This window comes from Enterococcus sp. AZ101, from assembly GCF_050499005.1.
In the GTDB taxonomy this organism is placed as follows: Bacteria; Bacillota; Bacilli; order Lactobacillales; family Enterococcaceae; genus Enterococcus_L; species Enterococcus_L ureilyticus.
This window is the reverse complement of record NZ_JBMHEZ010000001.1, coordinates 471642-493034: the sequence shown is the minus strand read 5'-3', so window position 1 is coordinate 493034 and position 21393 is coordinate 471642. Positions and strand designations below refer to the sequence as shown.

The 21393-nt window shown below is 35.9% G+C and carries 8 protein-coding genes; 1 reads left to right on the top strand and 7 read right to left on the bottom strand.

Features of this window, described 5'->3' with window-relative positions; all coding sequences use genetic code 11:
• Nucleotides 1–2: 2 nt before the first annotated feature.
• Nucleotides 3–7601, bottom strand: a complete 7599-nt coding sequence (locus IGJ50_RS02195; RefSeq protein WP_429948677.1) for an amino acid adenylation domain-containing protein — start codon at nucleotides 7599–7601, stop codon at nucleotides 3–5.
• The gene (locus IGJ50_RS02190; protein WP_429948675.1) at nucleotides 7594–17037 is read right to left on the bottom strand and encodes an amino acid adenylation domain-containing protein; all 9444 of its coding nucleotides are present in this window, start codon (nucleotides 17035–17037) and stop codon (nucleotides 7594–7596) included. Before IGJ50_RS02190 ends, IGJ50_RS02195 begins: the two co-directional genes overlap by 8 nt.
• Before the next feature lie 216 nt (nucleotides 17038–17253).
• Here IGJ50_RS02190 and IGJ50_RS02185 point away from each other — a divergent pair, with 216 nt between their 5' ends.
• Nucleotides 17254–18030 (top strand): 4'-phosphopantetheinyl transferase superfamily protein, encoded by a 777-nt coding sequence (locus IGJ50_RS02185; RefSeq protein WP_083244311.1) that lies wholly within the window; start codon nucleotides 17254–17256, stop codon nucleotides 18028–18030.
• 85 nt (nucleotides 18031–18115) lie between these two features.
• Here IGJ50_RS02185 and IGJ50_RS02180 read toward each other — a convergent pair whose 3' ends face one another.
• From IGJ50_RS02180 to IGJ50_RS02160, 5 genes are all read right to left on the bottom strand, one after another.
• Nucleotides 18116–19357 carry an MFS transporter gene (locus IGJ50_RS02180; protein WP_429948673.1) on the bottom strand — a complete coding sequence of 414 codons (1242 nt, stop codon included), beginning with the start codon at nucleotides 19355–19357 and terminating at the stop codon, nucleotides 18116–18118.
• 106 nt (nucleotides 19358–19463) lie between these two features.
• Nucleotides 19464–19667 (bottom strand): hypothetical protein, encoded by a 204-nt coding sequence (locus tag IGJ50_RS02175; RefSeq protein ID WP_069639369.1) that lies wholly within the window; start codon nucleotides 19665–19667, stop codon nucleotides 19464–19466.
• A gap of 17 nt (nucleotides 19668–19684) precedes the next feature.
• Nucleotides 19685–19912, bottom strand: a complete 228-nt coding sequence (locus IGJ50_RS02170; protein WP_069639368.1) for a hypothetical protein — start codon at nucleotides 19910–19912, stop codon at nucleotides 19685–19687.
• A gap of 80 nt (nucleotides 19913–19992) precedes the next feature.
• Nucleotides 19993–20676: an ABC transporter permease gene (locus IGJ50_RS02165; RefSeq protein ID WP_069639367.1), complete on the bottom strand. Its 684-nt coding sequence runs from the start codon at nucleotides 20674–20676 to the stop codon at nucleotides 19993–19995.
• On the bottom strand, nucleotides 20673–21386 hold the full coding sequence (locus IGJ50_RS02160; RefSeq protein WP_429950011.1) for an ABC transporter ATP-binding protein: 714 nt from the start codon (nucleotides 21384–21386) through the stop codon (nucleotides 20673–20675). Before IGJ50_RS02160 ends, IGJ50_RS02165 begins: the two co-directional genes overlap by 4 nt.
• Nucleotides 21387–21393: the final 7 nt, after the last annotated feature.

The following is a 21393-nucleotide window of genomic DNA, read 5'->3' as shown; positions in this document are numbered from 1 at the left end:
CTTTACAACTCCTCATCATCCACAATTTCAATGCTATCAAGTGCCAACGATCCTGTAGCTACTAATTCTTTGATTTTTTCTGCTAAACTTCGAACATTTTTTTCTTGAAGAATATCGCTTAAAGGAACCTTTACGCCTGAGAATTTTGAAATCCCATTGGCTAAATGAACAGCTTTTAAAGAATGTCCGCCTAATTCAAAGAAATCGTCATTGAGCCCAACTTGCTCGACGTCCAATAGTTCTTCGAACAAACCGCAAATCGCAGCTTCCGTTTCATCTCTTGGCGCTTCATAAGAAACACGTTGCACTTGTTCGGGTTCAGGTAGATTTCGTTTATCGATTTTACCTGCTTTTGTCACAGGCAACTTGTCAACCATTGTGATATACGCTGGGACCATATAATCCGGCAACACCTTTTTCAACAGTTCTTTGATCTCGGAAACTGTCACTGTTTTATTTGTAACAATATAAGCACAAATAGCTAGCTCTTGATTGACCATTCGTGTGATCACACAAGCATCCCACACAGCTGGAATTAAGCCTAATTGGTTTTCGATTTCACCTAATTCAATTCTAAAACCACGAATTTTGACTTGCTCATCAATTCGTCCTACATATTGAATCACACCATCTTCCTGCCATCTCACTAAATCACCCGAACGATACATCCGCTCTGTCGGTATCACAGGATTTTGCACAAATTTTTCAGTGGTCGTCTGTGGGTTATTTACATAATCCAATGCTAAATTATCTCCACTGATACACAATTCACCTAGCATACCAATGCCGCACAACTTATCTTTTTGGAAGACAAACAACTTAGAGTTAGCAATCGCTTGACCAATCGGTACTGATTTGTATAATTGATTGGTTACTTGATAGGCTGACGCGCAGACAGTTGTTTCCGTTGGACCGTAGAGATTATAAAGAGCTGTTTTCCCTTGCGTCATCACGTGATAAAACTTCTCAACTAACGCCATGGTAGTGGCTTCTCCAGCTAATCCGACTTTGCTTAGTTGATTGATTTCATGCTGACGGTCATTTTCTTCTGCAAATTCCAATAACAGTTTAAAGACAGAGGGAACTGTGATCAAGATTTTTTGATCTAATTTTTTCAGGAAACGATCAGGATCATTTTTGACTTCGTCTGATATAATTTCCAACGTTCCGCCCACTAAGCACCCTGCAAATAATTCAAATACTGAACCATCAAAGATAAATGAAAATTGCTGTAAAATCGTCTGACTCCCATCAAGCTCAAAATAGTTCGTTTGCCAATGGACTAAATTCATCAAAGAAGCATGTCCAACTGTGACCCCTTTAGGATTACCTGTTGTACCAGAAGTATAGATCACATAAGCCTTGTCATCAGGCGTAAGCTCAGGTAATAGTGTTTGATCGAATAGGTTGCTTTGTAAACTAGTCACTGTAAAATCGAGTACAGAAGCTTCTATTGCCGGCAAATGCTCCTTTGTTCCATTCAATACAAACTCAATCCCGCTATCTGCTAGAATATAAGCAATTCTTTCTTCCGGCAATGTTGGTGAAAGCGGAATATATGCTGCTCCAGCCTTCATGATTCCATAAATTCCAACCACCATTTCGATCGTTCGCTCACTATATAAACCAATAAAGCCTGTTTTCCCTATATCTGCTGCAACTAGACGTTTTGCTAGAAGTGTTGATTTTTCTTCTAATTGAGCATAGGTCAGCTGCTCTTGTTCAAACACAACGGCGATTTGCTCAGGACACGCACTCGCTTGCTCTTTTAACGCACTTAGAATAGTCGGATAGCTATTTTTCTCTTGTTCTTTTGGATTAAAATCAACGACTACTTGTTCTTGTTCCGCTGCATTCACTAGAGAAAAATCCTCACAATTCAATGTTGGATTTTGCACTAGCTCTTTTAAAGCACAACTAATGCGAGATAAAATAAGCTTGGCCTCGACTTCTGTAAATAAGCGTTCGTCAAACATTAATTTAAAACTCAACTCATCTGAGGCACCCACACTTAAAGAGATTGGATAACTGGTTTGTTCGCGATAGTCTTCCATTTCCCCTAGTAAATTTACTGCTTCATTGGCTTCTTGAACAGCAAAATTTTCAAAAACCACGATTGTATGGATCAATTCTTTGCCCAATAAGCTTCTATTTTGAATTTCAGATAAGGAACAATACGTATGCTCATCACTTTCGATCGATTGTTGTTGAATCGTTTTGACCAAAGTTGCGAACGAATCACTTTCCTCCGTTTTCACTCTAACAGGAATGGCATTGATAAATAAGCCCACAGCTTGCTCAATTCCTGCTAATTGTAAGTTTCTACCAGAAACCATTTTCCCGAAAACGACATCATCTGTATGATTATAACGTTGTAAGATAAGACCCCAAATTGCCTCGACAATCGTGTTTAATGTAACGTTATTTTGTTTAGCAAACGCTTGAAGTACCTTTGTTTCTTCTTGCGAAAGTGATTCAAAAATCGCTTTGACCTCAGCATTGTTCTCACTTTTAGGATACATTCCTGTAAAACTAGCCTGTGTTTCGTATCCTTCTAGTAAGTTTTCCCAATAACCTAAGCTTGCTTTTTTATCTAAGTCAGCTACTGTTCTTGCATAGTCTTCGTACACCGTATCCGGTTCAATTTGAGCCAAAGTGATTGGTTCTTCACCACTTTGTAACGCTTCATAAATCTGCATCCAATCATTCAAAACAATCGACAAACACCAACCATCCATAATAATATGATGAAACGTGAAAATAAGTCGTTGCCCTTTTGGCAAATCTACCAACGTCACTCTAAATAGTGCCTCTTGCTCTAAATCAAAACCTCTTTCTACATCTGCGATTTTGAATTGTATAAATCGTTCATCGGCGTTTCTATCTTTAGAAAAGTCCAATCTTGCACTTTCCAATAAACGATTCGCAAAGATCACTTGTCTTGGATTTTTGATATCTTTATACATGATATTGGTTTTCAATGCAGGATGTTTTTCAGCAAGTACTTTTAAACTTTCTATAAGTATGCTGTCATTCATTTGCCCGTTTACATCGTAAGAACATTGAATAACATAACTGGTCGAAGTTTCATCCAATAATTTATGGTATAGTAACCCTTCTTGCATTGAAGTTAATGGAATGATGCGCTGCATTTCCCCAATGCCAAGTTCCTCTGCTTTTTGTTGTGCAATATCAAATTCAACCTGATTCCATGAAAGCTCACCTAGATCAGAAGCGGTTTTTTGTGGTTTCGCAATCGTTGCGCAATAAGTTGCAACGGCAGTGAGTTCTTCTTGATAGCTATTACTGATTGCAAGCATTTGTTCATGTGAAAGAATCGGTTCCATATAGACTAAATCAGTAATCAATTGTCCATTTTGAATATAGCAGTTCACAGACAACGGGCTTCCGATCGTATTTTCTTTAGCACTATCCTTTACATTTTTAATGGTACTGATGGTAAATGGCTTTGTCCCCTCTACTCTTTCGCCTAGCTCTCCAAGATAATTAAAGACCACATCTGTTTTTTTATTTGTGATTTTATCAGTATATGTTCTTAGTAAACCGTAACTCATCCCTTTATTAGGTATTTTTCGAATCGATTCTTTCACACTTTTAATTGTTTCAGGTAACGTTTTTGCCACTGTAACTACTAGAGGATACATCGAAGTAAACCAACCAATCGTTCTGTCAACAGAGCCTATTGAGTCAAAAAATTCACGACCGTGACCTTCTAATGTAATAGAAAGACTAGATTGACCAACAGTCGTTTCTAAAGCGTTAGCCAAGGCCGTCAACAGTAAATCGCTGATTTCCGTAGAAAACGCCTTGTTTGCTTCAAAGCGAAGCTGCTTGGTTTCTGCTATTCCTAACGCAAAGGTCATTGTATGGCTTTGAATCGAAGGACTGTCACGATCAAAAATCGCTGTGTGGGCAATTTTCTGATTGATTTCTTGCCAATAGGCCTCATCTTTGCTGATTTCATATCGCGTTGTTAGCTCACTCAAGCCAGCACTCCAAGCTGAATAAGAAATTGTTTTTTGTGGAAGTTGGATTCTTTGGCCCTTCTTCAACTGTTCATAGCTATTATTTAAATCTTCAATAAAGATTTGCCATGAAACAGCATCCACGATCAAATGGTGCATTTGAACCCAAAGATAGGTCTTATTTTTAGTGTGAAAAACTAAAATCCTAAGTAGCGGCGATCGCTCAAATGTAAACATTGCTTGAAAAGGTGCTCCGATTGTATGGAGTTCTTTCGCTATATCCAGCACACTCTCATTTAGCTGGAAAGAATGAAACTCATAGTTTTTTGTTGGCTCCCAGGCTTCAATTCTTTGTTCCATTTCTTGATCCACCGTCATTCTAAGCAGATCGTGATGCTGAACAATTTCATCTAAAGCTTTTTTCAACAGCATTTCATCTAAGGAAGAGTTTGTTTCTAAAATCAGTGACTGGTTAAAATGTTCTGGCTTGTCTAATAAACTTGAATAAAAAAATTCTTGTATCGGGCTACGTGGTACTATGCCTGTAACCATTTCTTGAGCCATTTTTCGAGTGATCGGCTTCATTTTCTGTGCTATTTCTTTGATGGTTCCTGCTTGCATGATTTCTTTAACGGTTAATTGATACTCAAGTTCTCTCGCTTTGGAAACGATGCGGATTGCTTTAATTGAATCGCCGCCTAGTTCATAAAAACTATCTAACAGGTTGACTTTCTCTAATTGTAAAATCTCTTTGAACAAAGCCACTGCTTGTTCTTCGGTTTCTGTTGTTGGGTTTAAAAAGGCTTTTCCTTTCGTTATCTTAGGCTCAGGCAGTTGTTTTTCATCCAATTTACCATTTGCAGTGATGGGTAATTTCTCTAAGAAAATGAAATAATTCGGTACCATATAATCTGGTAATGTTCGGCCCAAATAATCTTTTAAGGTACTTTCTGCCACTAACTGTTGTGTCACAATATAGGCGCAAAGATAGGTTGTCTCTTTTTGCACTCTGACTGTCACAGCGGCAGAGATTACTTCTGGCACTTGTAAGAGTGTTTGCTTGACTTCCGCTAACTCCACACGAAATCCACGGATTTTCACTTGCTGATCGATTCGTCCAAGATAATCGATCGAGCCATCAGCTCTATATTTCCCTAAATCACCTGTTTTATAAATCACTTGGTCCTCTAATGACACGAATTGTTTAGCAGTTAATTCTGGTTGATTTAAATAACCTCTGGCAACACCAGCACCCCCGATACATAACTCTCCTGGAATTCCAACACCACAATATGTCTGGTTATTCATCACGTACACTTGGGCTTGTTGGATAGGACTTCCTATCAGTGTATCTTGGTTATCCAACTGATCTGGATAGCGATAATACGTTGCACAAACCGTTCCTTCTGTCGGTCCATATAAGTTACGAATGATCGACAATTTCTTGTTCGTACAGCTCACAAATTGATTAAGTAACAAATTCGTCACTTTTTCAGCGCCTACATAGGCTGCTTCAATCTGTTCAAATGCTTTTTCACGTTTATTTTCTTTCGTGTAGTTTAATAAGGCTTCTAGAAATGTTGGTACTAACAGGAAATGTGTCACGTGATTCTTTTCAAATACATCCAGTAATTGACCAAAATCATCGTGTTGTTGCGGTGATAACATTTGTAGTGAAGCACCTGAAAGCAGTGCTAGAAAAATCTCCCAGACAGAGGCATCAAACGTATAGATTGCTTTTTGTAAAATCACGCTATTTTCAGTTACATTGCCTTCTTTTTCTTGCCATTCTATCAAGTTCATCAAAGAATGATTTTCAATCATTACACCTTTCGGCTTTCCAGTACTACCTGAAGTATAAATAATATAGGCTAGATCTGAACCTGCAACAGCCTCTCTTTCAACAGATTCTCGGCGGCTTTTTTCCGCTTGTAGAATCGTTGGTTTGCAAATAAGTGCTTTCCCAACCAGCTGATTCGTTGTTGGTGAACATAGAACTGCCTTGGCTTGACTGTCTTTTATGATATAGTTGATCCGTTCGATCGGTGTCGTTGGTGTAATTGGGAGATACGCAGCACCAGCCTTTAAAATGCCAAGAATACCTACTATCAGCTCCGCAGTTTGTTCAACGATCAAGGCAACTACATCATTTTTCCCGACCCGTTCCGCTTTCAATTCTTTTGCTACCGCATTTGCTCGTTCGTTTAACGCTTTGTAAGTTAGTTGTTCTTGTAAATAATGAACAGCCATTTTCTCTGGATTTTTTCGTACTTGCGCTTCAAATTGCTCAATTGGTGAAATAAAATCCTCTTGATTGACGTGACTGTTTGAATGATTAAAGGTTTCTTTTATTTCAGTGATCTGTGCCAGATTTAAATATTGAAGCTCGCAAACAGGCTGTTCAGACTCTGCTAATAAATTAGCTAACAACACACCAAAATAGTCTGCCAATCGCTGAATTGTCGCTTCTTTAAACAGCTCCGTATTGTACTCCCAATTGATTGTATAGTCTGTCTCATGCTCGATCAATGTGACCGTCAAATCAAATTTTGACACCTCTAGCTGAATTTGCTCCATTTTTGCAAGTTGACCACCTAAATAGACTGTTTCATCATAACCGACTTCATAAGAAAACATCACATCAAAAATCGGATTTTTAGGAGCTAATGCGGCGATTTTTTCGTACGGATAATCCTGGTTTTCAAAAACATCTAGGCTTTTATTTTTCACATCTTCTAAGATCTCGGTAAAATTTTTCTGATCATCGATAGTACCAATGATTGGCAAAGTATTAACAAACATGCCGATCATTTCTTGTGCTGAAGGATGATTACGCCCTTGTGCAGCAGTTCCAATTACTACACGATCTTGACGATTTAACTTGGTAAGAAAAATCATCAAAGCGGTCAAATAGATCATGAAACTTGTTGTTTGCTTTTGTTTATTGAATGCTTCGATTTTTGCTTTGATCGAAGCATCAAGTTTCATCTCTACATGATTCCCTTTCACTTTTTGGCTCTTTTGCTTTTTAAAATCAACTGGCAGCTCTGTTTCTGGTAAAGGTTCGAAAAATTCTGCTTCCCAAAATTCTGCTTGCTCTTCTAAATCTATACTATTTTGCCAAGCCGAAAAGTCTTTATAGTGAAGGTCAACTGGGTCCATTTCATTTCCATCATAAAGCTCACTTAATTCTTCTAATAAAATCCCTGTCGAGGTACCATCTGAAATAATATGGTGAACATCGATAATCACCAGTGTATATCCCTCTTGATCTTTGCCTATTCCTAATCTGATTAGAGGTGCTTGGTTCAAATCGAAGGGTCGAACAAATTGTTCAATCATTTCATTCTTGGTATCCCCTTTGATTCTTTCGATTTGTCTGATTTCTGGCGGATGTATGTTTTGGACAAATTTATCTTTTTCAATCGAGAAACTTGTTCGGAACGCTTCATGCCTTTCACATAACTGATTAAATGCCTGATTTAAGCGGTTATAGTCCAGCTCTTTTTCAAGTTTCAAAATAATCGGCATATTATACGTAACGCTCGATTCTTGTGTTTTTTCAAGTGTATAAATTCTTCTTTGATTGGAACTCATTAAATATTTTTTACTCATCTAGGCACTCCTCAGCAGCTTTTAGTAACGGTTGAAAAACTTTTTTATTTTTTTTCTTAATCATTTTCGCAATGTTTTTCACGTTTTGTTCTTTCATAATATCTTTTAGAGATACTCTTAAGCTAAATTCATTTTCGATTCTTCTTGTTAGCTCAACTGCCTTGATCGAATAGCCGCCAAGTTCAAAGAAGCTATCCGTTATACCAATATTGTCAACATTTAAGACCTCTTTAAATAGCGGTAATAGTTTTGCCTCATCTTTGGTTGATGGTGGAACGATTGTTGTGTGATACTCAATTGGGATTTCTTGTAAGGCCTTTTCATCTAATTTACCATTGTGATTTTTAGGCAGTTCATCAATTTGTTTGATAAAACTTGGAATCATATAATCAGGGAATACGTCTTTTAGCTCTGCCAAGATCGCTGGAATCGTTAAGGTTGATTCACTTACTAAATAGGCACATAATTGTGGGCTTCCTAGACGCTCATTGACGATCACTGCCGCACTTGAAATCATTGGCTGTTTCAATAATTCTTTTTCAATTTCTTCGATTTCAATTCTAAACCCACGAATTTTAACCTGTTTATCGATTCGTCCAAGATAGTGAATTTGCCCCTTTTCATCTACTTTTCCGAGATCTCCTGTTCGATAGAGATAGTCGTTTTCCTTAACGATACTAGGAATTAGTTTTTCCATCGTTTGACTTTCAGAGCCTAAATATTCTTTGAATACGCCAGCCCCGCCGACACAAATTTCTCCTACAACATCGATTCCACACAGTTTTTCTTCATTCATAATATAAACCTGTGTATTTTGAATAGGTTGTCCAATGGCGATACGATCATTTAAATCTTCAACCTGTACTTCATAAAAAGTAGCACAAACGGTTATCTCAGTTGGACCGTACAAATTCGTGATTTTGGTTAGATTCCTTTTGTTTTGAGTAACTTCAGCATATTTCTCTAATAATTGTGTCGTTAAAGCTTCTGCACCTAGATAGATTTTTTCCAGTCCATCTAACGCTTCAGCCAAATTTTCTGCTTTCATATACTCTAAAATAGAATCAAAAACAGTGGGAACCATCAGTGTATGGGTGACCTGTTTGGTTTGGATCACTTGTAGCAATCTAGCATAATCTTGATTTTCATCTTCTGTCAGCATTTGTAGTTTTGCACCAGATAATGTAGCTAAGAAAATCTCCCATACCGATGCATCAAAGGAGCACGTTGCTTTTTGTAAGATAACGCTTTGGTCATTCACTTTCCCTTGTTCTTTTTGCCATTCAATCAAGTTGATCAAACTATTGTGTCTGATTTTGACACCTTTAGGATGTCCAGTACTGCCAGAAGTATAAATAATATAGGCACAATCTTCGCCGGAACAATTTAAGGCTAAATTTTCTGCTGTTCGATCGATCGATGATACCACAATCGTTTGGATAGCTGAAGAATTCGACCACCCGTTCGTTAAGATCACTTTTGCCTGACTATTTTCTAAAATATAATCAATTCTCTTTGTTGGTAGTTCAACATCAATTGGTAGATACATCGCCCCTATCTTTAATACACCATAAATCGCTGCTACAAATTCAATCGAACGATGGAATAATAAGCCAACAACATCTTGTCTTTTCACACCTGCTTCTTTTAATCTCTTGGCAATCCCATTTGCCATTTCGTTCAATTCAGCATAGGTGACCTCGGTCGTCTCAATACCTACGGCAATACGGTCTGGGTATTTTATAACATTTTCTTCAAACCAAGAAATAATCGTCTCATGCTGCAATGAGGTTTGTTCTTGGTTATTAAATGTGTAACAAATTTTTTCTTTTTCTGATTGATCGATCATTGAAAGTTCAGTTAAGGGACTTTTTGGCTGATCAAGTGCATTCGTGAGCAACATGATAAAATGTTCTGATGTTTTTTTCATTGTTTCTTCTTTGAATAACTGGAAATTGTAATCCCAATTGATTGATACTTGCTCAGCATGCTCTTTGATCGTTAATGTTAAATCAAATTTCGCTGTATTATTCGGCAGTTCATAATAACTCATCTTAGCCGTACCCAATGAATAATGAACATCTTCAATGTTTTCGTAAGAAAACATCACATCAAAGATTGGATTCCGTGTTTGACTTGGCTTAATTTCAAGTTTTTCTACTAATTTTTCAAACGGATAATCCTGATTATTAAAAACTTCAAAGAAATTAGCTTGCACTTGTTTTACATAATCCGTAAATGCAACATCAGAATCAACTTCTTGTTTTAATGCGACCGTATTTACAAACATTCCTAACATTTGTTCCAAATCTGGATGATTCCGACCTGAAATGGCTGTTCCTGTAATGATTTCTGTTTTTCTGGTATATCGTGAAAGGAGTAAATTAAATAATGCAGCATAAAATATATAGCTAGTGATTCCTTGTTGTTTACAAAACTCTTGAATCTTTTGCTTCAGTTTTTCTGGCAGTTCGACTGCAAAACTTTTCCCTGCGTAACTTGCTTCGGAGCCTCTGCTAAAATCAGTTGGAAACTCCGTATTTAATTCTGCATCAGCTAATGTATCCAGCCAAAATTCTTCTTGTTTTTGTAAATCCAATTGATTTTTCCATGAACTATAATCTCTATACTGAATCCCGATTTCCCTTGTTTCTTCTCCATTATAAAAGGCGGCTAATTCGGCAACAAAGGTCGGAATCGATTCACCATCAAAAATAGCATGGTGGATATCCACAACCACAATCTGTTCCTGCGGTAAAATAGAGAATACGTGTCCTTTGATCAAAGGACCGTTGACTAGATCAAATGGTTCAATCCAATCAAAAATAGCCTGGTCTAATTCCTCTTTCTTAACAACTGAACTAGATATTGGAATCGTTATTTTATTCGCAATGGTTTGACTATAGCGACCTTCTTTAAAGGTAAAGGTAGTTCTTAAAATTTCATACTTTTCACTTAAATGCTGTAAAGCAGCTTGTAATTTTTCAATAGACAGCTCACCTTCGATTGTTAAGACAACTGGAATATTATATGTTGTACTATTGTTCAAGGTTTCCTCTACTAAAAGGATCCGCTTTTGAGCCGGGCTTACTTCCAAACTCGTTCCTGGTTCGATTGGACGATAAGTTTCTCCTTTTTGTAGGTTGAATGCAATCTTCTCAACTGTTCGGCCGGTCATAATGTCCTCTAAGGTTAATTTAATGCCAGTTTTTGTAGCTAACTGCCCTGACAACTGCATTACTTTAAGTGAATGCCCACCTAACTTGAAGAAATCATCAGTCACACTGACATTTTCCAGTGACAAAATTTCAGCAAATGTTTCACAAACAATGTACTCTGCTTCATTTCGTGGTGCTATAAAATGTGCGGTCTCTGATATTTCAGGTGTCGGCAAAGATAATTTATCGGTTTTTCCGTTTTTATTGAGTTGAAGTTTTTCAACGTGCATGATGACTTTAGGTACCATATAATGTGGTAATTTCAGTAATAACTCATGACGAATCAATTCAATCTCTACTGGCTCTTCTAATTGGACATACGAACAAATCTCTTTTTGTCCGTTTTCTTCGAAAATAATCGTCATTGCATTACTCACATACGGAAGTTGTTTAATGACTGTTGTGATGCCTTCTAATTCAATCCTAAACCCTCTTATTTTCACTTGATCATCTACGCGTCCAAGATAATCGATCGAACCATCCTCAAGCCAGCGAGCAAGATCTCCTGTTTTATATAACCGCTGATTTGAATCAGAATGTATAAATTTTGCTTCTGTACTGTCTTTCAAATTTAAATAGCCTTTTGCCAAACCTGCTCCGCCTAAATACAGCTCTCCTGGAATTCCGATGCCGCATAATTGGTCATTTTTCATGACATAAGCTGTAGTATTTGAGATCGGTTTTCCAATCGGTATAAGCGTCTCAATGTCATAGTCTAAATCTTCATACAAAGAAAAAGTCGTATTTTCAGTTGGCCCATAAATATTACAGATACTGACTGCTGGATTATATTCCTTAAAGCGTTTGACTGGGGACGCAACAATCTTTTCCCCACCAACGAGTACTCGTTTCAATGAATGAAAGGCTATCGGATGCATTTCCACAACGTTGACAAACAACGAGGTCGTCATAAACAACGTATTGATTTTTTGCGATACGATGACATTTTCTAAAGATTTTGGATCCATCAACACATTAGCCGTCGTCATAAATAAGGCGCCGCCGTTTAATAATGCCCCCCAGATTTCAAAGGTACAAGCATCAAAAGTTAGAGAACCTGTTTGCAAAATATGCGTATCTTTAAAATCAACATAATTTGTATTTTTAACCAAGCGCAAGACATTTTTATGCGTGATCATAACCCCTTTAGGAACCCCCGTTGTACCAGAAGTGTAGATAACATAAGCTAAATCTTCTGCACTATTTTGAGGGAGTGCGTTAGTTGTGTCCACAGTATCAAAAGCTTCATTTGTAATAACTGTGCAAGTCACAAGTTCTTCCGTATCACTTAATTGTTGTCCAAAATCACACAACACTTTACATTTAGCATCTTCGAGAACGAAATTGATTCTTTCTATCGGACTATTACTATCGATTGGTAAGTATGCCCCACCAGCTTTTAAAATTCCTAAAAAAAGCATGACCGTTTCTACTTTCCGTTCTGCCACAACAGCCACTAAATCTCCTGTGACAACACCAAGACTTCTCAATTTATGTGCTAAATTCGTTGAACGTTGATCCAATTGTTCATAAGTCAATTCTTGGTCCTCAGAAGAAACGGCAGTTTGGTTTTGATAGTTTGATAAAACTTCTGTGAACATTTCCGTAATCGAACGATTTTCAGGATAACTTGTAGGTGTTTGATTGAAATGATTGGTAATCAATTCTCGCTGATTCTTCGGAAGAAAATCAATTGTCGAAATTGGCTGTGCTGGCGCTTTTATCACTGATTTCACCAATTGACAAAAATAGGTCAGAATGTGATCTACGCCTTGCTCTGTATATTTTGCAACATCAAATAAAAGGCTGATTGCGAATGTTTCACCATTTTGAATGGATAAGGTCAGATCATAGTTTGTCTCTTCTCTAATATCTTCTAATAAAAATTGCGGTGTTTTTTGTTTAGGTGACTCATTTTCCTCATAGTTTTCAAACGCAACGATTGTTTGTACAAGCTTATTTCCTAGCTTATGTTCTTTTTGAATCTCACTTAAGGGATATAAGTCATAGGCACCACTTTGATTCAATTGTATGTGCAAATTAGTAACAACTGTCTTAAAGTCAGTATTTTTTTGATTTTGTACTCTAACTGGGATCGTATTGATAAACAAGCCAACTTTATCCTCAATATTAGCGATTGGACTATTTCTACCTGAAACGACTTGACCAAAAACAACATCCTCAGTATTGGTATAGTTTTGCAATAACAGTCCCCAAGCTGCTTCAAAAATGGTATTAACGGTTGTATTTAATGACTTTGCTAAAGATCGAATCTGCTCACTGTCTCGCGTATTCAAAATATGTTTGACTTGATTTTGGTCAGAAGTGACAGTTATCGCATTTGTCGGTAAAATACTTGCAACCGTTGTATAATCTTCTAGTAATCTATGCCAATATTCTTTTGACTCAGACGTTGGCCTCTCCATTAAATAACTCACATAGTCCGCATGAGCATAATCTGGCTCAAGTCTTTGCTTGATATCTTCGTAAATCTGTCCTGCCAATAATTGATCATAGAAGTCTCGTAAGTCATTCAGTAAGATGGCATTACACCATCCATCCAAAATAATATGATGGAAACTCATCAACATTTTGTAATTATTTGGCGCACTCTTTATTAACTTAATTCGAAATAAAGCATCTGTTTCAAGATCAAAACCTCGTTGGATATTTGCTTTTTTGATTGCTTCTAAAGCCTTCTCATTCGCTAAACACTCTGTCAAATCAATGATTTCAATAGCACAAATAGCTTGTTGACGAATAACCTGTCTAGGAACACTAACCTCTTTATAAACAATAGTCGTTCTTAACGCACTATGCTTTTGTACCAACAAATTAAGTGCTTGTTTAAACTCTGCTACCTTGATATCGCCTAATCCATACAAGGACTGAACGATATAGGCACTTGCTGATTGTTGTTCGAATTCATGAAACAATAGCCCTTCTTGTAGTGGTGTTAAAGGGTAAATTTTTTCAATTTGAGCATTCTGCTTTGCAAAAGCTATTTCTACGCGTCTAAATTCTTCTTCATTCCATTCGGTCTCACCAAAATCAGAAGCTGTTTTTTCCGGTAATGCGTGATTAAGACAATGGTCTACTACTGATGCTAATTCTTCTTCAAAGGATAGTTTCAACTCATTAATCATGGCTTCACTGCATTGTGATTTATCATAAATGAAAACAAACGAAATAATCCCATTATTCAATGAACCATCGATCGAAATTGGCGTCCCAAAATGGTTATTTTCTGCGATTTGATAGCCATATTCAACTTGATTGATTTGAATCGCATAATCAGATGATTCTTGTTCAAAATCGCCTAGATAATTAAACGTTATTTCAGTTTGGACTCCTTCAAATTGCTCGTCATAGCAGTCTAAAATACTATAGCCTAAACCATGATTGGGGATACGGCGTAGATTTTCTTTGACTCTTTTTATATCCTGTTGTAAAGTGCTACCGATCTCAGTACAAACCACTGGGTATATCGTTGTAAACCAACCGATTGTTCGATCAATGTGGATTGGCTTATGAATTGGTTCACGGCCATGTCCTTCCATTCGTACACTGATTGTGTTCGCTTTAGTCCGTTTGTTTATGGTTCTAAATAACGCTGTTACTAATAAATCATTGATTTCTGTGTTATATGATTTATTGGAATGTAAAATAAGATTCTCTGTTAACTCTTTAGATAACGAGATTTCATCCAAACCAGTACCAAGATCATTTTGCGGAACACACAAATGCGTATTTGCTTGTTGGGCTAGTTTACTGATTTTATTCCAATACGGTCGCTCTTTTTCCAGCATTTCTGAGGTACTAAAGTCTTCTAAGGTCTGACACCATTTAGAAAACGATGCTGTTTTCATTGGGAGTTCAACTGCTCTGTTTTCTAAAATTTGTTTATAGGCTATATTGATATCTTCTACTAAAATACGCCAAGAAATGCCATCTACCATTAAATGATGGACGATCAATGAAATGTAAGATGTTTCCTTTGTATGAAACATACCCACTTTGATCAATGGACCCTCTGCTAAATGTAAACTTGCTTGCAGCTTGTTACTTAATTCTTCTATTTTTTCAGAAATAGCATCTGCTTTTTCACAAGCTAAATCAAATGAACGCATCTCAAATAAAGCTGAATTATTGGGCTCCTGGATGATTTGTTTATCATCTGGATAAACAGCTCTTAGCAAATCATGATGGTTGCAAACCGCTTGCAGCGCTTTTTCAAAAATGTCAGGTTGCAGATTGGCACATTCTAATAAAAAAGTCTGGTTAAAATGTTCTGGTTCTGGTAGTTTACTCTCAAAAAAGTACTGTTGAATCGGAGATAACGGTGTTTCCCCCACAATCATTTGCTCATCTTGTTCGACTGATTCAAGCTGGATAGATTCCATATAAGTTGCAATAGCCCCTAGATTTTTTTCACCCATGATTGTAGGAACACTTAAATTGTAGCCAAGTTCCCTTAATTTAGAGACAATCCTAATTGCTTTGATTGAATCGCCACCAATTTCAAAAAAGTTATGATTACACCCAATATTTTTATTATTCAAAACAGCTGAAAAGACCTCAATAAGGATACGTTCGTTTTCTGTTTTAGCTGCTACGATCGTTTGGACTGAAACACTAGGTTCATCTTCAATAGCTGGGAGCTTCTCTTTGTCTAATTTACCATTACTATTTACAGGTAATACAGCTATTTTTATAAATCTTTTTGGAACCATATACAGCGGTAATTTTTTCTCTAAATATGCTTTTAAATGGTCTTCTTGATAGTCTTCTTTAGAAACGTAATAAGCAAGTAATTGATTGTCTTCAGAAACAATTACAGCTGAATCATCAATTTTAGGATAACTAGCTAAGGTATTTTTAATTTCGCTTAGTTCTATTCTTAATCCATTGATCTTGACTTGCTCATCAATTCGTCCTAAATATTCTAAATTCCCATCTCTTTGCCATTTAGCCAAGTCTCCTGTTCTATATATTTTCCCAGGTAGACCAAAATAATGATCAACAAATTTTTCTGCTGTTAATTCTGGACGATTCAAATAACCACGAGCCACTCCAGCACCGCCAATACACAGTTCTCCTGCTTCATCGACACCGCAAAGTTGATCGCCATTCATAATATAAATTGTTGCATTATCAATCCCTTTACCAATTGAAACAGCCGTTTGCTCTTTCAGCTCAGCTAAATGAAAGTAAGTTGATCCGATCGAGGCTTCCGTTGGGCCGTACAAATTATAAATATTCTCTTTTTTTAGAGAAGTCACTGTGCAAATTTTTTTCACTAGCGTTTCTTCTAATTTTTCACCAGCAATATATAAAGTGTTCAAGCAAGATAAATAAGACTCTTTGTTCACTTCGACCACATAATCTAAAAAAACAGAGAGTACTGTAGGAATCATAACCATATGTGTGACTTGATTTTTTTGAATAACATCTAGCAGCAAACTAAAATTATTATTTTCTTGATCTGTTAATAATTGTAACTTGACACCTCCCAAGATTCCTAAAAAAATCTCTCCCACTGCAGCATCAAATGAACAGGTCGCTTTTTGTAACATGACACTTTTTTTGTCAAAATTTGTTGTTCCAAGTTTCCACTTAATAAAATTTACTAAGCCTTTATGTTCGACCATAACGCCTTTAGGATTGCCTGTTGTACCTGAGGTATAAATAACATATGCTAGTTGACTTGGGGAATAAGATAAAGCTGGTGCTTTGTTGCATGCAGTAGTAAAGTTAGGACTAATCACTTTTTTAGTTAGTGAGGTTGCCCATTTTTCTTTTGAATTGTTATCTGTAATTATTTGTTTGACATGGCTATCTTCGATTATATACTTGATTCTTTCTTCTGGATTCTCAGGATCTATGGGTAAAAAAGCAGCGCCTGATTTGAGAACACCTAAAATGGTGCTAACTAATTCAATTGAACGATTCAAAATAATACCAATCAGATCTTCTTGTCCAACGCCAGATTCTACTAATATTTTGGCAATATGATTGGCTCTTTGATCTAATTGTTCATACGTCACAGTCTCTCCACTAATACTAACTGCATCTCTTTGCGGATGTTTTTGAACTTCCAGTTCAAACCATGTTACTAAATCCAAATCTTTATAATTCGTATTTCTATTTGGATTAAACTCATGAATAACTTTTTCATATTCGCTTTCTCCTAATAGATTAATCAGTATATTTTCCAACTCACAACCCACTCCATTTTGTTATATTAAAAAGGCTGAAAATTCTATTTCAAATTCATAAGCGATTACTTTTTGAATTTAAACACGTGAATATTCAGTTATTTTAATTCAAATTCTATTAAATTTTTCACTAAATGTCAAACGTATTTTTCAATAAAAAATTAGTGCTTATTCTTTTTATCTTATTTTTCATCTTTATATACAACTTATATACCAATGATATGTAAATTTGACATTTACCAAAATGTAAAATATACTTACGATACTTCAAATAATCGATCCACTAGTCTTTGTATAGGAGTCCATATGCTAATTACACATTTAATGAAGCTAGATTGTTCACTAAAAACAGATACTTACTCTAAATGGTACCACTTACTTGAATTGGAAAAGCAATACAAAATAGCGAAATTCTGCTTCCCCGATGACCGACTACGCTCACTTACAGCGGGCATCTTGTTACGCTCTATGCTATCCAATTATTGTGGATTAACTCTTTCTGAATTGACTTTTTCAACGTCTAAATTGGGAAAGCCCTTCTTAATTTCTCACCCAACTATCTTTTTTAATTTGACTCATTCTGCTAGTTATGTTGCTTGCTCAATCAGCAGTGCTCCTGTAGGGATAGATATTGAGAAGATGGTGCAAATTAATATTAAAGAGATTGCTACATTTTTTTCTATTTCAGAACAAGACTATATTTTTTCTAAAGGAAGCGAGCAAAAACGTTTAGATGCCTTTTATTCTATCTGGACCCTGAAAGAAGCTTTTAGTAAAAAAATGGGTTGCGGTCTATCGATTCCTTTGGACAGTTATTCATTTTCATTAAGCGGAAAAACGATTTCTCTTTCAACACATTTAAAAAATAATGCTCAATTTTCTTCACAGTCTATTGAAAAGCACTATAAATTTGGGCTTTGTTCCCCAATTCTTTCAGAAAATAATGAAAAACGTTTGACTCTAACTGAGTTGATTGAAACTATACCTTTTTAAATGCAAAAAAATGCTTAGCTTATCATTTTATAAGTGATAAGCTAAGCACAAAACGTCACCTAGTTTGCAGTGTTAACCGCTCTTTTCATTGATTAAAATTTTTAAACGAGTTCTTTGAAAAATAGCTAACTAACAACATGACTAACCCTGTAAATAGAAATAGGATATAGACCGAGTTTGAAAAAATATCAAATAAAAAACCATATACAGCCTGTGAAAGCGGCTGCGCACATAAACTTAATGTCGTTACATAAGACATTACTTTTCCAACTAACTGAACAGGTGTATTCGCCTGTATATTAGAAACAACAAAAATTGAAAATAAGGTAAACAAAGCTTGTAATAACATGATCATAAATGTAAATAGTGCAAACGTTACTGTAGCAGGCATATCGATCATAAAAATAACCCCCATGAGAAGAACTAACAGGCTCGATAACCCAACAATCAAATAACTATTTTTCATATTTAATTTTTTTGAAAGTACACCTACCATGATAGCTCCAGCAATTCCAGCTAAAGAAATCAAGCCTTGATTGATACCCAAATATTGACTATCCAGATCCAAAACGATTCGAATAATATAAGGGATACCAACAAATAACAACCCAGATATAAAGAAGCTGATAGCACCTAAAACTACGATAATTTTTATAATTGCTGGTTCTTCTTTCCTAATAAACAACCAGCTTTCTTTCAAATCTTTAATAACCGTTGCAATGGCACCATTCTCAAATTTAACTGTCAAAATAGGAATTTTGATAAAACATTCGATAGCCGCAGCACCAAAGAATAAAATAAAACACATAATAAATATCCATTCAATTCTCACTAAGCTATATAGAAAACCAGCAAGAATCGGCCCAACAAAATTTGCAAACAACTGAATTTGATTCACAACTGAGTTTGCCTTCAACAAATTATTTTCTTTAAATAACAATGGCATACTTGATTGGACAATCGGCGTTTCAAATGCTGACACAACTGACATCAAGAGCAAACAAATAGCAACGACCGCAATACTCGCTTTTGAAACGACTGAAAAGTAAACTAGTACCGCAACACAGGCATACAAACCATCCATAATAACCATCATATTTTTTTTATTGAAATTATCTGCTAAAACACCACCAATTGGGGAAAAAATAATTGTTGGAATGATCGATACTGCTAAAAGCGTACCAAACAATGCAGCAGACTTTGTTAGATCTAAAATATATAGGGATAACGCAAATTTCATTACAGAATTTGCTAAAACAGATAGGGTTTGCCCCATAATGATATAAGCAAAATTCCTACTCCAAATCGTACGACTTTCAATCTCCATTTTTTGCCTCCTAAATTTAAAAGCTAAAAGAGCTAGACCAGTTTTAACAGGGAAATAGAAAGAATTGGCTACGGTATTTTCCCCAAAAAACTGGTACATCATGCTCTTAGCGTTTCATATTGACTAACAAAAAGTTTGCTCCAGCTAAAATGCCTGGTATTAAAAAAACGAATGAGAATTTTAAACACACAAGGCTAACGATCATAACAAGCAAACTAATGAGCGAATATTTATTCGTCACTCTTGGTAATTTCACTTTGATTCCTAAACTTTCACCGATATTTTCAAAAAAACGAGTCATTTGATCCATTCTTATCATCCCTTTCTCTATAGTAAACTTGTTAGTAGCTGTGCACCTTGAGCCAGAACAATAACGATCCCACCCCAAATCAAGACTTTAGAAAGATTTTTATTTTTACTCTTATTTCTTTTGCCTAATACCAATCCGATAATAAGTAATATAATTCCTAAAATAATGGTTCCGATCCATACATATATTAGAACGGACTGATCAGGAATTTTGATAAATGAATTGTCTAAAAGTTTAGTTGGCATGATTAATACTCTCCCTTAATATAAAATATAGTGTACTTAGTCTGTTTTGATAAAAAAATCGACTACGAAACTTGAGAATCTTAAATTTCTTTTACTAACATTGAGCGATAAGTTATGACTAGCAAAATCAGGCTAACCACTCCCAGAAATAACGAAACAACAGGAATTCCTAGTAATCCTGAAGGTGAAGCTTGCGAATTAGAACCAATCACGACAATCACTAATGATGAAACGATTGTTGCAATAACCGAACTATTCCTCATCCCAATAAATAAAGGTAAAAAGCCTAAACAAATGTTAGAAATAAGCACGATTACTACAGACCATAAGCTTTCAGGCATAAACGTGACAAATGTAAGCTGTCGACTTAATAAATAAATACTGATTTCTTGAAATACTGTAGAAAATACGGCAAATGCGGCTGTCAATAAGAAAACAAGCAAGAATTTGGCTAGAATCATTTGTTTTTTACTATATGGATAAGTAAATAACACGGTGATTGTTTTTGTTTTGTACTCCTCAATAATGATTTGAACAATCAAAATCGATTGCCATACAATTAGAACAGCTCGTGTAATCAGTAGGGCTAACTCAGAAGTCGTCAGTTGCATAGCTACACCTGTTGGCGTACCTTCACTTGGATTTGCTAGTAATGTCGACGTAAAAATCGAAAGAAGTAAGACGATGCAGTTCATCGCGAGCAACGAAATAATTTGGCTTTTCAAATTAATTTTTTTTAATTCGATTTTTAATAGTTTGCTCATTCATTCCCTCCTCCTTTAACTAAGGATAGATAGTATTCTTCAATGTCCATATCCATCTCTTCCAACTCTTTTTTACCCACTTCTTTAATCAGCTTACCTTTCGCGACAATCCCGATCGTATCAGCTATTTTGAATACTTCAATCAAGATATGGCTAGAAATCAAAACAGTGGTTCCATAGGTCTGATTGATACGTAAAATCAAATTTCTAAAATCAATAATTCCTTCTGGGTCTAATCCATTGATCGGTTCATCTAAAATCAATAGCTGTGGTTCATTTAAAAGTGCTCGACCTAATCCTAAACGTTGTTTCATTCCTAGTGAGAGCTGATCGATCATTTTCCCTTTCGCCTCACTTAAGCCAACATCTTGTAATACCTTATCTACATTGACCTTAAACTGTTCTCCCATGTAGTCACAATGAAGCAGAAGATTTTCTTCTACCGTCATATTTTCATAAAAAACAGGTGTTTCAATGATACTGCCAAGTTTCTTAAATTGATCCACAGCTTGCGGCATCTTCTCGTTAAAGAGATAAATCTCCCCACTATTCGGTTTTACAAGGTCAAAAATAGCTTTTATGATTGTTGTTTTTCCAGCACCATTCGCACCCAACAAACCGTAAATCATCCCTTTTTTTAAGGACAGCGAGACATCATCTAAAACAAGTTGTTCACCAAATGTTTTCGTCAGTTGTTTGATCTCCAACACATTATCC

Bases quoted from the DNA above. Each gene is read 5' to 3' on its own strand.
- IGJ50_RS02195 (WP_429948677.1), bottom strand. From the start codon at position 7,601: ATGAGTAAAAAATATTTAATGAGTTCCAATCAAAGAAGAATTTATACA.
- IGJ50_RS02185 (WP_083244311.1), top strand. From the start codon at position 17,254: ATGATATGTAAATTTGACATTTACCAAAATGTAAAATATACTTACGAT.
- IGJ50_RS02180 (WP_429948673.1), bottom strand. From the start codon at position 19,357: ATGGAGATTGAAAGTCGTACGATTTGGAGTAGGAATTTTGCTTATATC.
- IGJ50_RS02175 (WP_069639369.1), bottom strand. From the start codon at position 19,667: ATGGATCAAATGACTCGTTTTTTTGAAAATATCGGTGAAAGTTTAGGA.
- IGJ50_RS02170 (WP_069639368.1), bottom strand. From the start codon at position 19,912: ATGCCAACTAAACTTTTAGACAATTCATTTATCAAAATTCCTGATCAG.
- IGJ50_RS02165 (WP_069639367.1), bottom strand. From the start codon at position 20,676: ATGAGCAAACTATTAAAAATCGAATTAAAAAAAATTAATTTGAAAAGC.